Annotated in this window: 20 protein-coding genes and 1 riboswitch; of the genes, 14 read left to right on the top strand and 6 right to left on the bottom strand. The window is 33.0% G+C overall.

Annotated features, from left to right (window positions below; translation table 11 throughout):
* Positions 1-13 precede the first annotated feature (13 nt).
* From pflA to GKG01_RS03355, 3 genes are all read left to right on the top strand, one after another.
* On the top strand, positions 14-1,519 hold the full coding sequence (gene pflA, locus GKG01_RS03365) for a pyruvate formate-lyase-activating protein (protein ID WP_154271502.1): 1,506 nt from the start codon (positions 14-16) through the stop codon (positions 1,517-1,519).
* A 71-nt stretch (positions 1,520-1,590) separates the two neighbouring features.
* Positions 1,591-2,007 (top strand): hypothetical protein, encoded by a 417-nt coding sequence (locus GKG01_RS03360; protein ID WP_154271501.1) that lies wholly within the window; start codon positions 1,591-1,593, stop codon positions 2,005-2,007.
* Positions 2,004-2,078: riboswitch (Fluoride riboswitch) on the top strand. It overlaps the preceding gene by 4 nt.
* A gap of 39 nt (positions 2,079-2,117) precedes the next feature.
* Positions 2,118-3,287 (top strand): cation:proton antiporter, encoded by a 1,170-nt coding sequence (locus GKG01_RS03355; RefSeq protein ID WP_154271500.1) that lies wholly within the window; start codon positions 2,118-2,120, stop codon positions 3,285-3,287.
* Positions 3,288-3,332: 45 nt separating this feature from the next.
* Here the strand turns inward: GKG01_RS03355 and GKG01_RS03350 are convergent, their stop codons facing one another.
* Complete coding sequence (locus tag GKG01_RS03350) at positions 3,333-3,722, bottom strand: hypothetical protein (RefSeq protein ID WP_154271499.1); 390 nt, start codon at positions 3,720-3,722, stop codon at positions 3,333-3,335.
* A gap of 160 nt (positions 3,723-3,882) precedes the next feature.
* Here GKG01_RS03350 and GKG01_RS03345 point away from each other — a divergent pair, with 160 nt between their 5' ends.
* The 3 genes from GKG01_RS03345 to GKG01_RS03335 are packed head-to-tail and all read left to right on the top strand — an operon-like array spanning position 3,883 to position 5,604.
* Complete coding sequence (locus tag GKG01_RS03345; RefSeq protein WP_154271498.1) at positions 3,883-4,752, top strand: serine hydrolase; 870 nt, start codon at positions 3,883-3,885, stop codon at positions 4,750-4,752.
* 19 nt (positions 4,753-4,771) lie between these two features.
* Positions 4,772-5,074, top strand: coding sequence for an MTH1187 family thiamine-binding protein (locus tag GKG01_RS03340; RefSeq protein ID WP_154271497.1), 303 nt, complete (start codon positions 4,772-4,774; stop codon positions 5,072-5,074).
* Positions 5,074-5,604, top strand: coding sequence for a hypothetical protein (locus GKG01_RS03335; protein WP_154271496.1), 531 nt, complete (start codon positions 5,074-5,076; stop codon positions 5,602-5,604). Before GKG01_RS03340 ends, GKG01_RS03335 begins: the two co-directional genes overlap by 1 nt.
* 75 nt (positions 5,605-5,679) lie before the next feature.
* Here the strand turns inward: GKG01_RS03335 and GKG01_RS03330 are convergent, their stop codons facing one another.
* A complete protein-coding gene (locus GKG01_RS03330) occupies positions 5,680-5,844 on the bottom strand; it encodes a hypothetical protein (RefSeq protein ID WP_154271495.1) in 165 nt (54 codons plus the stop codon).
* 190 nt (positions 5,845-6,034) lie between these two features.
* Positions 6,035-7,132 carry a cell wall-binding repeat-containing protein gene (locus GKG01_RS03325; RefSeq protein WP_154271494.1) on the bottom strand — a complete coding sequence of 366 codons (1,098 nt, stop codon included), beginning with the start codon at positions 7,130-7,132 and terminating at the stop codon, positions 6,035-6,037.
* A gap of 159 nt (positions 7,133-7,291) precedes the next feature.
* Between GKG01_RS03325 and GKG01_RS03320 the strand changes: the two genes are divergently transcribed.
* The gene (locus GKG01_RS03320; RefSeq protein WP_002835749.1) at positions 7,292-7,831 is read left to right on the top strand and encodes a CD3073 family putative ECF transporter S component; all 540 of its coding nucleotides are present in this window, start codon (positions 7,292-7,294) and stop codon (positions 7,829-7,831) included.
* Between the two features lie 31 nt (positions 7,832-7,862).
* Here the strand turns inward: GKG01_RS03320 and GKG01_RS03315 are convergent, their stop codons facing one another.
* On the bottom strand, positions 7,863-8,417 hold the full coding sequence (locus tag GKG01_RS03315) for a CD3072 family TudS-related putative desulfidase (RefSeq protein WP_154271493.1): 555 nt from the start codon (positions 8,415-8,417) through the stop codon (positions 7,863-7,865).
* 86 nt (positions 8,418-8,503) lie between these two features.
* Here GKG01_RS03315 and GKG01_RS03310 point away from each other — a divergent pair, with 86 nt between their 5' ends.
* On the top strand, positions 8,504-9,229 hold the full coding sequence (locus GKG01_RS03310; protein WP_154271492.1) for an ABC transporter ATP-binding protein: 726 nt from the start codon (positions 8,504-8,506) through the stop codon (positions 9,227-9,229).
* Positions 9,222-10,832 carry a hypothetical protein gene (locus tag GKG01_RS03305; protein WP_154271491.1) on the top strand — a complete coding sequence of 537 codons (1,611 nt, stop codon included), beginning with the start codon at positions 9,222-9,224 and terminating at the stop codon, positions 10,830-10,832. The genes GKG01_RS03310 and GKG01_RS03305 overlap by 8 nt, the downstream gene beginning before the upstream one ends.
* A 35-nt stretch (positions 10,833-10,867) precedes the next feature.
* Here GKG01_RS03305 and GKG01_RS03300 read toward each other — a convergent pair whose 3' ends face one another.
* A complete protein-coding gene (locus tag GKG01_RS03300; protein WP_154271490.1) occupies positions 10,868-11,545 on the bottom strand; it encodes a hypothetical protein in 678 nt (225 codons plus the stop codon).
* 23 nt (positions 11,546-11,568) lie between these two features.
* Positions 11,569-11,769: a hypothetical protein gene (locus GKG01_RS03295; RefSeq protein WP_154271489.1), complete on the bottom strand. Its 201-nt coding sequence runs from the start codon at positions 11,767-11,769 to the stop codon at positions 11,569-11,571.
* A gap of 109 nt (positions 11,770-11,878) precedes the next feature.
* On the opposite strand from GKG01_RS03295, the gene yqeC reads away from it, so the two are divergent.
* From yqeC to GKG01_RS03270, 5 genes are all read left to right on the top strand, one after another.
* On the top strand, positions 11,879-12,577 hold the full coding sequence (gene yqeC, locus GKG01_RS03290; RefSeq protein ID WP_154271488.1) for a selenium cofactor biosynthesis protein YqeC: 699 nt from the start codon (positions 11,879-11,881) through the stop codon (positions 12,575-12,577).
* Between the two features lie 9 nt (positions 12,578-12,586).
* Complete coding sequence (locus GKG01_RS03285; RefSeq protein ID WP_002835729.1) at positions 12,587-12,880, top strand: cupin domain-containing protein; 294 nt, start codon at positions 12,587-12,589, stop codon at positions 12,878-12,880.
* A gap of 188 nt (positions 12,881-13,068) precedes the next feature.
* Entirely contained in the window at positions 13,069-13,500 is a 432-nt protein-coding gene (gene rplM, locus GKG01_RS03280; protein ID WP_094204392.1) for a 50S ribosomal protein L13, read from the top strand.
* A gap of 11 nt (positions 13,501-13,511) precedes the next feature.
* On the top strand, positions 13,512-13,904 hold the full coding sequence (gene rpsI, locus GKG01_RS03275) for a 30S ribosomal protein S9 (RefSeq protein ID WP_002838975.1): 393 nt from the start codon (positions 13,512-13,514) through the stop codon (positions 13,902-13,904).
* 267 nt (positions 13,905-14,171) lie between these two features.
* Positions 14,172-14,357: a type II toxin-antitoxin system HicA family toxin gene (locus GKG01_RS03270; RefSeq protein ID WP_094207688.1), complete on the top strand. Its 186-nt coding sequence runs from the start codon at positions 14,172-14,174 to the stop codon at positions 14,355-14,357.
* The last annotated feature ends 31 nt before the right edge of the window (positions 14,358-14,388 follow it).

Genomic DNA, 14,388 nt, shown 5'->3' with positions numbered 1-14,388 from the left:
ATGGGAGAAAATTATGGACAATGAAATAAAAGGTTACGTGCATTCTATAGAAACTATGGGACTTGTCGATGGACCGGGAAACAGAACTATATTTTTCTTGCAAGGTTGTCCATTGAAATGCGTTTACTGTCACAATCCAGATTCTCAAAACATACATGGTGGAAAAGAATACACTGTAGATGAAATTATAAAAATAGCGAAAAGATACAAGCCGTATCATGGACAAGAAGGTGGAGTCACGATTTCTGGAGGAGAACCTCTGTTGCAGGGAGAATTCTTAAAAGAATTGGTGAAAAGACTCAAACAAGAAGGATTCAACACTTGTTTGGATACATCTGGTGTTGGCGATAAAAAATACTACTCAGAAATTCTTCCATATATAGATACAATGCTACTTGATTTCAAAGCTTTTGACTCCAAATTGTACAAGCAAATTACATTTATGGAAGACAAGAATTTCCTAGAATTTGTAAATAATTTAGAATCTAATGGTTTTTGTGGAAATATTTGGGCGAGACATGTCATGGTTCCTGGATTTACCGATAACTATGAAGAAATGGATAAGTTTGTAGAATCTTTAGGAAAAATAAAAAATATGGTTGAAAGAATTGAAATTTTACCATATCATTTAGGGGGAGTATACAAATACAAAAATTTAGGTAGGAAATACTTCCTTGAAAATGTCGAAGCGATGGATAAAAAAGCTGCTGAAAAATTTGAAAAATACGTTAATGCACAATTTGCGAAGACCGTAAGCGACAGCAGACGCGATGAGGCTTTGAATTTTCAAGCTAGGAAAATAACAGAGGAGCAATTTGATATGGAAGATGATAAAAAATACTTGTTGGAAGCCATAAAAGATGTGGAGCTTTTCAAAGGAATTGATAATGTCGATTACGATGAAGCAATTAAAAAAATGAAATTTCTTAAACTAAAAGCAGAAGACTACATCTTTAAGCCTGGAGATTCTGCCGAAAACATGTATGTAATCCACAAAGGTACGATAAAAGTTTTTCACAATACGATTGATGGAAGAGAACAAATTTTGTATTTGTATCACGAAAATGATTTTGTGGGTGGTCATAATATTTTGGAAGATGTGGAATACATCTACATGGGTCAAGCGTTGACAGATTGTGAAGTTATTATGATTCCTAGGGATATTTTCAATAAATATTTGATAAATTCACCACTTGCCCTTACTAAAATTTTGAAGAAAAGTTTCGAAAGAATTAGACTTGCAGAAGATTTGGTGCAAAGATTATCCACTAGCAATGCTACTATGAAAACTGCGGCGCTTTTATTACGATTAAAAGATACAATGGGCGTGGAAACTAAGGACGGAATAAGGCTAGACCTTGCGATGAACAGAGAAGAACTTGGAAATTATTCTGGACTTACAAGAGAAACTATTACTAGAAAATTAGGAGAATTCAAAAAGCTTGGATATATCGATTTGATTGGAACCAAGGTTATTGTTATAAAAAATGTCAAAATATTAGAAGAATTGGTGTTGTAGTTTATTGTAAAAAACTTTCTGTTGTGGTATATTATTATCAGAAATTTTGAAATATATGGAGGATTTTTATTATGGATTTACCCGGTGAGCCGAGCTATTTAATTATTTTTTCGGTAATTGCAATTGTTGCAGTGGTATACTTTATGTATATGAATGGAGTTGGATATTTTAGGAGCATGTCTGCTTTGTGGTTTTATCAAACACAAGGTATTTTGGAGGACAATATCCACGCAAGTTTGAAAAAAACTAGCGGTAAAGCTACAAAAGTGTTCAAAGTCAAAAAAAGTGGGTTTTACGATTTTAAATTGGACAGTGAATTGGAAAGCGGCAACGTTACAGTAAGCCTCATAGATTCATTAGGCAACAAAGTGTTCGAATTAAACAAGATGAATGGATTTTCTTCTGATTATTTGAACGAATCCGAGAGATACCGCTTGGTTTTCAACTACAACAAAGCATGTGGTAAGTTTGAACTTTCATGGAAATAGATTTGGGGAATGAAGTGCTCCCTTGTTATTAACTAAAACGCAAAAATTTTGCTGATGACTTCTGTTTTTTACAGATCTCATCAGCTTTTTTATTATGTAATGGAGGAATTATGTTAAGAAGTATAGCAATTATAATTATTTTGTCCTTGTTGTTAGGAAAATTTTTCAAAAAAATAAAATTGCCACCTATATTGGCATTTTTAATCGTGGGAATAACTCTCGGACCGTTCGCCATGAATCTGATTGACAAGAAAATTTTGGATATTTCATCTGAAGTTAGAACAATTGCACTGGTAATTATATTGACTCGTGCGGGGTTGTCACTGGACATCGATGATTTGAAAAAAATCGGACGACCGGCTGTGTTAATGTGTTTCGTGCCGGCAGTTTTTGAAATGTGCGCTGTGGGAATATTAGCACCGATATTTTTGAAGGTGGATGTGTTGGATGCATTTATAATCGGATCGATTATCGCTGCGGTGTCTCCTGCAGTTGTCGTTCCACGAATGATACGACTTATTGAAGAAGGCTACGGAGATGAACACAAAATCCCACAACTTATTTTGGCAGGAAGTAGCTGCGACGATGTTTTCTGCATAGTTGTGTTCACATCGCTGACATCTCTCGCACAAACAGGAGATATCAATGTGTTTAAGTTTATCGCCATTCCTTTTTCTATTTTGATTGGAAGTGTCGTAGGAGCTGGAATAGGATTTTTGTTGGTAAGATTTTTCAAAAGATTTCATATGCGTGACACTGTGAAAGTGTTGATTGTGTTGAGCATTTCGTTCTTGATATTGGAATTGGAAAAAATAACACCGATTCCATTTTCGGGACTTATCGCAATAATGGCGATGTCCATGGTTGTAAAGAAAATTTACGAAGATTTGGCTGAAAGATTATCGGAAAAGTACAATAAATTGTGGGTTGGCGCAGAAATATTCTTGTTCGTATTAGTAGGAGCGACTGTGAATGTAAAATACGCGATAAATTCTGGAATCATGGTGGTCGTTTTGGTAATTTGCGCATTGATTTTTAGAATGATTGGAGTGTACGCATCTGTTTTAAAAACAAAACTAACACCAAAAGAAAGATTGTTCTGCATGATAGCCTACACTCCAAAAGCAACTGTGCAAGCAGCAATCGGTGCAATTCCATTATCGATGGGATTGCAAGTGGGGGATATGGCTTTGACTGTAGCGGTTATTTCTATTTTGATTACTGCACCATTTGGAGCGATAATGGTGGATAATTTGTATAAGAAATTGTTAACAACATAAAAAATTGAAAAAACTAGAATAATTGGCGGTTGTAGCCAATTTATTCTAGTTTTTGTTTAACAGTTCGATTTGTTTTACTTTCAAAAATTTATTATTGTTTTGTAGTTCTTTTTCATCTACATTTATTTTAATCCTATTAGATTGTTTTAAATCATCGAATTTTAAAATATTTGGTTCGTTTGAAGAATTAAATTCTACTATCTTGCCATCTTTTTCTAAATCTTTGCAGTCGATTTTTGACTCTTGTTGAATAATTTCCCTGCCACTATCAGCGCCTATAATTGTAAGTATTTTGTCAGAGGTATTAATATCTGTTATGTCACATTCTACTCCCAATAGTACTACGTTTTCTTCTTTTTTAGTTGTATGAAAGAAATATATTAATAGGAAAATTATCAATACGAATATCATTACGAATATCATTATTTTTTTCATGAAAAACACCTCCGATATATAATTAATTAACTAAATCATTTATTTACCTAAATCATATCAAAATAAAAAATAATGTCAAGATAAAAATGTTAAGATATGTCAAATGAGATTTATTTGAAAAAATTAGTGGTATAATTGAAATGAACAAACGGGGTGAATTATGAAAAAGAAACTTGAGATAGCAGGGATTACTATGTTGATTGTCGTTGGAATGTTCTTCATTTTCAAATTTGCAAACGAGAATAAATTTGACAAGCTTAGCTTTAATGCGGATTGTATTTACGTTTACTCAATTGATGATGATAAGGAAATTTTCTCCAAAAATCCAGACAAGAAAGTGTATCCTGCGTCTTTGACCAAGATGATGACGGTGTATACAGCTATAGGAAAAATTGAAGATTTTGATAAAAAAGCTCCGATAGATAAGAAAAGCTACCAAAAACTTGTTGCACAAAACGCTTCAATGGCAGGTTTTTATGGTAATGAGCCTACTACTTTTGAGGATTTGTTGTATGGAACAATGCTTGCTTCTGCCGGAGAATGTGCAGATAGCTTGGCTATTAATGCAAGTGGTTCCAAGGGAAAATTTGTGGATTTGATGAACGAAAACGCAAAGAATATGGAATTAACTAATACGAATTTCAAAAATCCTGAAGGAATGGATGAGGATGATCATTATTCGAGTGCAAAAGATATGGCGTTTTTGTTGAAAAATTCATTGAAAAATGAAAAATTCTACAAGATTTTCACGACTGATAAGTACACTTCTACTAAAACTTTGGATCATCCAAAAGGAATTGAAATCGAAAGTACAGTTCTTGGGAGATTGAAAGATTATGATCAAGATGGCTTCAAAATTATTGGCGGCAAAAGTGGTACTACGGAAAAAGCAGGGCTTTGTTGGGCAACTTTGTCCGAAAAAAATAGCAAGAAATACATCATTATTGTGATGGGTGTTGATTTTGACGATATTAAAAATCCTGGAGATGGACAAATCCAAGATACGATTAAGATTTTGAAGAATTTATAAGATTTATAAGGAGATTACAATGGCTATTTTAGAATTAACATTAGTTCCAATAGGAACACAAACTACAAGTTTATCACAATACGTTGCGAAAGCTTACGATAATGTGAGAAATAAAGAAAATATAAAAGTTGAATTAAATCCAATGGGAACTGTGATGCAAGGAGACATCGACGAATTGTTGAAAGCCGTACGCGATATGCAAGAAGCGGTGTTTACAGAAGGTGTGGACAGAGTGTATTCTGTGATTAAAATTGACGACAGAAGAGATAAGGATGCATCATTTGAGCAAAAACTGGATTCTGTGAATAAAAGGTTAAAATAATGAACAAAAAATCTGTAAAACTGTATAATTTGATATTTCCAGTCTGGATTGTGTGGCTGTATCCAGTAACTTGGATTGCAATTGTACCGTTGAATATTTTGGTGGATTTCTTGGTAACTTTGTTGGCTTTAAAATTAATTAAAATAGAAAAACCAATGGAGGTTATAAAAAAATCGATCGCAAAGACTGTAGCACTTGGATTTGTCGCAGATATTATCGCTACGGCCGTTTTGATGATTTTATCATTTGGAATTACTGGAACTAGAAATACTTTTGCAAAATGGTTCCACGATAATATTTCAATTCCAATATTGAACGATTATTACGAAACACCTTGGGGAATTTTGGTTATGATTCTAGCAGTTATGTTCGCAGGATTTTTGGTGTATGTATTCAACCGCAAATTTTCGTTCAAAAATACTGATTTGTCAGAATCTCAAATCAAAAAAGTTTCATTGACATTGGCAATAATAACAGCACCGTATCTGTTTTTGATACCGACGAATGTGTTTTATAATTTGTTCAGCTGATGAAATTTATTGCAAAATTAGATGTAAAAAAAAGATGCATCATTGTAGCTTCTACTACTAATGATGCATCTTTTTTTATTTGTTTGTAGATGTGTCAGATGATTTAAGTCCCATAAAAATAAATACAAGTCCAAGTAATGCCAATACGATTGTTGCGATATTGTTACCTCTTCTGTAAGAAAAAACAGCGGCTAATATCCATATTAAACCAACGATAATTCTCAAAATTTTCTTATTCATTTTTAATCCTTTCGTAAGTCAAAAAATTTAACAAAAACATTTTTTTAAAGACAATTTTTATGTTTAGATTATCCTAATATGATTATATCAATTGATTATTTTTTATATGTAAAATATTTTTTAATTTTAGGTTAAATTGAATCAAAAAAAACTGTGTGAATTTGACTTCACACAGCTTTGTTTTGATAGATTATTTTTGTGTTCCAGTTTCAACAGGAGTTGTTGCAGTTGGTTTGTCAGTAGAATTGTTTTTAACTTTTTCTACGATGATTGTACCACCGTCGATAACTTTTTCTCCGTTTTCACCTACAGTATAATAAGAGTTTTCCAAATCTTTTAATACTTTTGATCCAATAGCGTTAACTCCACCAAATACTTTGATGTTTGCTAATTCTTTGTTGTCTCTTAAGTAAGAAACGATAGAACTTTCTACTGAATTTTTGGATGCAAGTAAGATTGGAGCGTCCAATTTTTGACTTACTGGTGCAGCTACTAATGCGTCTGCGAAGTTTTCTCCACTAGCTACTAATGCAGTTTGAAGCTTATCTCCGTAAACTTCCTTAGCTACCTTCAATGAACCTTCGTATCTGTTTGATCCAGCGATTCTGTCTACTACAGCTATTTCTGATAATTCTTTTTCTAATTTAGGAGTGATAGTTTTTTCTCCACCGATGATTGTAATTCTAGTTACATTCATAGATTTTAAAACTTTCAAAGTTTCTGCTGGGATGTTGTTCTTTTGAACTAACATTACTGGTGCGTTAACTTTGTTTGCATAGCTTACTCCGTATAATGCGTCAACGTAGATTTCGCCACTTGCGATTACAACTTCTGAAGTTTGTTTTACGTTGTCTTTGATTGTTTGAGCGTTTGTTTTGTATCTGTCAGCTCCGTTAATTCTAACAACTTTAGCGTTAGTAGCTGATTTTACAGAATTCACAACTGCGTTTGATACTGATTTTTCTCCACCTAAAACATAAACATTTTCAACGCCCATTGATTTTAATTGGTTCAATGTATCAGCGCTGATGTTATTTGCTTCAGAGAATAATACTGGCATAGTTCCTTTGCTTAGAACTGTTGCACTTAAAGCATCAGGGAATGCTAATTGGTTAACTAAAATAGCTGATTTTGCTGATGAGAATTGGTCCTTACTAACGTTAACTGCAGTTTCAACACGGCTACTTCCTGAGTATCTTTGAACGTTTAATTTTGAAGCCATAGATACTGTTGGGAAAACCATAGCTGTAGCAAGAGCTGCTACTAATAATTTCTTTTTTAAATTCATAACAAATCTCCTTTATTTATTCTATATCTCAATTATATCATACTTTTATTTTGAAAGAACGCAAGTTTTAAAATTGTAGAGATTCAAATTTCATACTATAAATATTTGTTCTGAATAACGTTTGTGATATAATTTAAACAAATACAAAAGGAGGGAAATATGAGAAATAACTCAACTAAGAAAATGGTTTTTGCAGCAGTTGGAATTGCAATCAATATCATTTTAGGAATTTTCGTAGGCGGATTGAAAATACCGCTATTGTTTATGGACACTGTCGGCACAGTATTTACAGCTGTGGTTTTGGGACCTTTCTGGGGAGCTTGTACAGGAGCGTTGACTAATGTTATCCTGGGAGTTTTGAAAGATCCAAGAGAAATTCCGTTTCTGTTAGTAAATTTGGCGGTAGGTTTGATAGTAGGATTCATAGCTAAAAAGAGAAAATTTGATTTGAAAACAGCAGTTGTAACAGGAATTATTTTATCAATCGTTGCACCATTAATCGGTACACCAATCGCAGTATTTGTGTATGGAGGAATCACTGGCGATTTCAATGATGTATTCTTCACTGCACTCAAAAACTCTGGCCAAACTATTTTCTCAGCAGCTTTTTTACCAAGAGTTGCCAGCAATTTAGTGGACAAAATAATAACTTGCTCCATAGTTTCGCTGCTTTACAAAAGAGTCAAAGCTATGTTGTAAATGAGCACAAAAATAACGCATCTAGTATGCGTTATTTTTTTATAGATTGTTCGATTTTTTCTGTTATTTCATCTACATTACTGTCATTATAGCCGTAAAATTTTGACTCGATATTTTTGTCTTCGAATAATTTTTCTAATTCTTCCATGAAGACTCCCTTGTCATCTGTCATTTCTACGGAATTTACACAATGAGCAATGTCTTTTATAGCGGAGATTTCTCCTTTGAATTCTTCTGATTTGCAAGTAAGCCCGATTCCACAGCTAGGAGAACCGTCTATTCCTATAACTCCCAAAAAATTTACTCCGTCCTTGATATAATCGGAGATTTCGTTGACAATGGGGCTTAATAAATCACGGCTAGTTTGTCTGTAAAAATTATTGTCGAATTGTTCGTACACGCTTCCCCAGCGATTGGGCCCGTACATTCTATTTTCTGGACAAGGTAATTGGAATATTCCAACGTTCATTTTCATTAAATTTTTGATCAAACTCAAATTATCTTTTCTGCCAGCATCGTTTTTTACAATAGCAAGTTCATTCAATAAACAATGTGACACCAAAATTATATTCTTATATTCTTGCATACGCACCTCTATAAAACAATTATAGCATATTTTTCAAACACTACAATGTGTGATATAATTAATACATTAGTAAACAGGAGGAGAAAATGAAATTAGTAATCAAAAATTTGACTAAAAAATACGATGACAAATTGGTACTAGACGAAGTAAATTACGAATTCAAAGAAGGAGTCATCACTTCTGTTTTGGGTAGAAATGGAGCCGGAAAGACAACTTTGTTCAACGTCTTATACGATGAGATAGATTTTGATTCAGGAGAATTCTACTTGGAAAATGAAGGTTCAACTGAAAAACTTCAAGAAGGTTCAACTGAAAAACTTCAAAAAGAAGATATAGGAATGCTTTTTTCTGAAAATTTTCTTCCTGAATTTCTAACAGGATATGAATATATCAAATTCTATCGTGACATCAATTCTCCAAACGATATAAAAACAGTTGAAGATTACATGGAAATGATGGAATTTTCCAAGAAAGATCAAAATAGACTCATAAAAGATTATTCGCACGGAATGAAAAGCAAAATTTCTTTGATAACACTGTTCATCTCAAGACCGAAAGTCTTGCTTTTAGATGAGCCATTGACAAGCTTGGATGTTGTAATCAGTACGCAAATCAAAAAATTGTTGATGGAATTGAAATCACAAGGAAGAATTATTGTCTTGTCTACGCACATGTTGGATTTGGCAAAACAAATGAGCGAAGAAATTGTACTGCTTCATCACAAAAAGTTACAAAAATTGGATTTGGACAAAAATGATGACAAATTCGATGCAGATCTTTACGACATTTTAAAGGATGAGACTGATGAGTAATTATCTTAGCACTTATTTGAGATTAGTTATGAAGATGAAGCTCAATCAGACAGTGTATCAACTTCGTAAACTTTCAATTTTCAAGAAGATTATTCCTTCGGATATTTATGGAAATGACGTGTTGAGCTTTGGATATTCTGCGTTTTTTTACATTTCATACGTAATCAAAACATTGTTTTTAAAAATCTTGTACTGCGCGGCAATCTACGGCGTTGCAGTATTTGGAGCTGCGAGGATTTTCAAAGGAACGATCCAAGAAAATATATTATTGTCCTTGTTTTACATCTCGGCTGTAATTGGAAGCATGATTTCAGAATTTACGTACGTAAGTTTCGATAACGAGGATTCGATTTGTGTCAAAGCCTTGAAACTTGACGCCAAAAAATACACGGTTTTGCAAGATTATTTGTCAGACATTAGTTTTGCAATCTCTGGAATAATATTTGCGATATTTTTCGCTATATTCGACATCAACCCAATGAATGCACTCAACATCACTGTATTCTGCCTTGGATTTAGAAAATTAATCAAATACATCAACATTTTAGCCTATTCCACAAAAAGCAAAAAACATTTAACCGAAAACTACTTCTGCATGTGGGCGATTTTGCTATTGGGAATGGGACTTTTGGTATTGTACAGCACGAAATCCAAAATCTTCGTACAAATATTTTATTCAACTTACGCGCTTATTTTCGGGATTATTGCATACATTGTCGGTGCGATTTTCATTCATAAAACAGAAAAAATCAGACATATCGCTAGAATTGAAATCACGAACAAATCTATAATCGATCACGACAACACATTTAAGGATATCAACACAGTCGCATACCAAATCGACGACGAAAAAATAGCACAAGAAAACGTGAGAATTTACGATAATTACAACGGGATTGAATACATCAACAAATTATTCCGCTACAGATTCAAACACAAATACAAAAAAATGATTCTAATTCGTTCGGGAATAATTTTGGCTGTTGGTGTAATTGGATTTATCGTACTAAGAGGACTCACAATCAATCCGAAACCAAGTGATTTGAAAATATTAGTGTCAGTATTTCCGATAATCTTGTTGTATTTCGGAATACAAATAGCAGTTCCAGAATCATTCAATAGATTTATGTTCTTGAATATGGATAGATATTTGATGAAACAAATGATTTACGCCAATAAACAAAATATAAAAGACACACTAAATTTTAGAATAAAACAAAATTTAAAAGACAATGCACCTACATTTGGATTGGTGTTATTATTGATAATAAGTTGGATATTTGCCGCAAAATTAAACACAACAGATTTGATAATAAAAGCCGCAGTCGCAGTCATCATAATCTACTTGTATCAATCAGTAAAACAACTCTACATGTACATGCTACTTCAACCATTCACAGTAGGACTCAAAAGCAAAAACGTAGTCTACTCAATACTCAACACATTCGAATCGTTACTTTTTTGGGGAATAATAATACTTCAAATAAAATTGAATTTCAACATAGGATTAGTAGCCTTAGCAATCTGCGTGATTTATACAGTTGTAGGATATTTCTTGGTGTTGGCTAAGGGAGATAGGACATTTAATTTGAAGAAAAGTTAGAAATGAAAAAGGCTATGAGTTCACGCTCACAGCCTTTATTTTTCGTGTTGTTTGATTATATTTTCCAATCTTTTGTATTCTTTTTTGAATCTCGGGTTTGTGGATTTTGATTTCAATTTGTTTAAGTTTTTTCTTGCCAATACAAAATCATCGTCAAATATGTTTTTCATTATATACAATTGTTTGATGTTTTCGCCGTAATTTGGACTGTTTTCAAATTGTTTTAAAAGTTTTTCGTGTGTTGTGAATAGCTCATTAAACTTAATTTGATCGTTCAATTTGAAGTGGGCGATCATTGTATTGAGCCAATATATCAATTGAAGGTCTTGATTTTTCAATTGGTCTTTTGAAATTGTTTCATAAGTTGATAATGTTTTATTTGGTTCATTAAGTTCCAAATATCCAGCGCCCAAATTCATTTTCATCACTGTTTGGATGTGTTGGTTTTTGATTTTGGGAATTTTAGGTTCTAATTCGTTGACGAAATCTTTGTATTTCATTTCTTCAAACAGTTTCATTGAATGTTTCAATTCGTTTGTTTTGTAGGAGTAATAAATTGTGTTTACGATTAAAATGATTGCCAAGACAACTCCACCGATTATCCAATAATATTTAATCATTACTTTGTCGTCGATTTTAAAGGCAAGGCTTATGATTAGCATGGCTATCCCGATTGCAAATGCTATGCCAAATAATTTTAGAAATTTTTTCATGTGTACCTCTGTTTTATGTTTATTTACTTGAAAATATCAAATATACTTCTTGTTGTTTTGTTATAAATCTTGTTATAAAGTGCTTTTTTGGGGTTTTTAATCCAACCAACTCCTTTTTTTCCATAAGTTGGGTCGATTGCAGACTTTAGTTGTCTTTTGTACTTTGAAGTTGTTCTTGCTTTGAATGATTTCTTCAAGCTTGGTGTTCTAAATCCTATTTTCATAAATGCCTTCCTTAATATATTATTATATATTAATTATAATTCATTGGTGCAGATTTTCAATTGGGTTTTGTATTTGAAAATTTTGTGAGATAATAAAAATGGTGATATTATGTTGGAGTTTATGAGTTTGAAAGATAAAAACATGATAGCGATTCAAGGTGCTGGTGGGAAAACTTCGAGCGTTTTTTTGCTTGCAAATGAGTTCAAATCAATGAATGAAGCATTCATTGTGAGTACGACGACGAAGATGGGGATTGTGAGTGAAGATAAATTTGATTATTTGTACAAATTCGATGATAATGCGAAAATTGTGGACGGGAAAATATATTTTGCATCAAAATCACGTACAGACACAAAAGAAATAGGATTTGAGCCGGAATTTTTCGACAAAATTTTTGATGAAGGATTGTTTTCCAATATAATTTTGGAAACGGATGGGGCAAAGACAAGATCAATCAAAGCTCCACGTGAAGATGAGCCTGTAAATCCTAGAAATATCACGCATTGCGTTGGTGTGATGGGACTTGATAGTGTGGACAAGCCTTTTGATGAGAGATTTTGTCACAGAAAAGAATATATGGAGAAAATTATTGGAAATCCCAATACTTTGACGACAGAAAGCTACGCAGAAATCATCAATTCTAATTGTGGTCTGTTCAAAAATTCGTACGATGCGAAAAAATTTTTGATTTTGAATAAGGCAGACACAAAACAAGACATTGAAAATGCGATGGATATTATTGAGAGAATTGATGTGGATGTGAAGATTTTTGTGATGAGTTTTGGGGAAATTATTAAGATATATTAGGAGAATTTTATGAATTTACTAGAAGATTTGAATTTTGATGAAAATCATATTATTAAGGATACAATTGTTAGAAATGAAAAGTTTGATATTCACAGAATACAATCAAAAAACGAAACATCTGGGCCGTACAATCAGGATTTTGACGAATTTGTTGTCGTGATTAAGGGGGATGCGATGTTAAATGTAGAAGGAAAAGATGTGAGACTTAAGGAAATGGATACGTATTTTATTCCGAAAAATGTCGTTCACGAAGTGAAAAGCACAAGCGATGAATGTGTGTGGTTGTGTTTTACAATAAAATAGTTGACAATTATATCAAGAGAGTATATAATATTTTGGTATGTAAAAGGAGTCATTTCCTTTTATGCAATACAGAAAGTCGCCGATGGCCGGGTGTGCGACGTGTCTAAATTCCCGGTGAGAAAACAATCGCTTTTTGGCAGCGATGTCCAAGTAGCCAAATATTGTAAATAAAGGAAAGGATGAATTGAATGAAAACTTATATACCTAAGAAAGATGACATCCAAAGAAAATGGTATGTAGTAGACGCAACAGATGTTGTTTTAGGTAGATTATCTACTGAAGTTGCTTCTATTTTAAGAGGAAAAAACAAACCAATGTTTACTCCTAATGCGGATGTTGGAGATTACGTAATCGTAATTAATGCAGAAAAAGTTAAATTAACAGGTAAAAAATTAGAACAAAAAGAATTAAGACATTACACAGGATATGCTGGTGGTCTTAAATCAATTACCTACAAAGACTTAATGAAGAAAGATCCAGAAAGAGCTGTAACTCATGCTATCGTTGGTATGCTTCCTCACAACTCTTTAGGTCGTCAAATGGCTAAAAAATTAAGAGTTTACAGAGGCGCTGATCACGATCACATCGCTCAAAACCCTGAAGTTTTGGAAATTAAGTAGGAGGTAATTAAATGGCTAATAATAGATATCAAGGAACTGGTAGAAGAAAAACTTCTGTTGCTAGAGTTACTTTAGTACCAGGAAGTGGAAAATTCACAATTAACAAAAAAGATATAAGTGAATACTTTAACTTCGATACATTAAGAGTTATAGCTAAAGAAGCTTTGGAATTAACTAACAATGCTGAAAGCTATGATGTTACTGTTAATGTAAAAGGTGGCGGATACACTGGTCAAGCAGGTGCTATTAGACATGGTGTTGCTCGTGCTTTATTAGAAGTTGACCCAGACTACAGAGCTGAATTAAAAAGAGCAGGTTTCTTAACTAGAGACCCTCGTAAAAAGGAAAGAAAGAAGTACGGCTTGAAAAAAGCGCGTAAATCTCCACAATTCAGTAAGAGATAGAAAACAATTATATATCAATGGAAAAGCACTTTTTGGTTCACACCATCAAGTGCTTTTTTTATGCTTATTTATCAAAATTCACACCAAAGTTCACACCATCATTATTAATAAGCTTATGATATACTAGTTCTCCAGGGGAAATATTTACAAAATTACCTCCACAGATTTATGTCTGTGTTTGTTTTATTTGCGTAAAAAATTATTAGAAATATATTGACGTATTACGTATTAATACGTATAATAAGAGTGTCAGGAGGTAAAGTGCACATGCCGATGACACAAAAAGAAATGGTCAAACTTCTGAAACAACATGGATTCGTTGAGGTAAAAAGTGAGGGCAAAGGCTCACATATCAAAATGAAAAAGTCAGGAGTAAGATCAATTCCTGTTCCTAAAGGTGAATTGAAAAAAGGGACAGAAAGACAAATATTGAAGCAAGCTGGGCTATTATAGCCCGCTACTTCAATATCTAATGGAGGTGTTT

It is taken from the genome of Finegoldia sp. BIOML-A4, assembly GCF_009679635.1.
GTDB lineage: Bacteria > Bacillota > Clostridia > Tissierellales > Peptoniphilaceae > Finegoldia > Finegoldia magna.
Note: the sequence above shows the minus strand (reverse complement) of the source record. Positions and strands in the feature narration are given on the sequence as shown.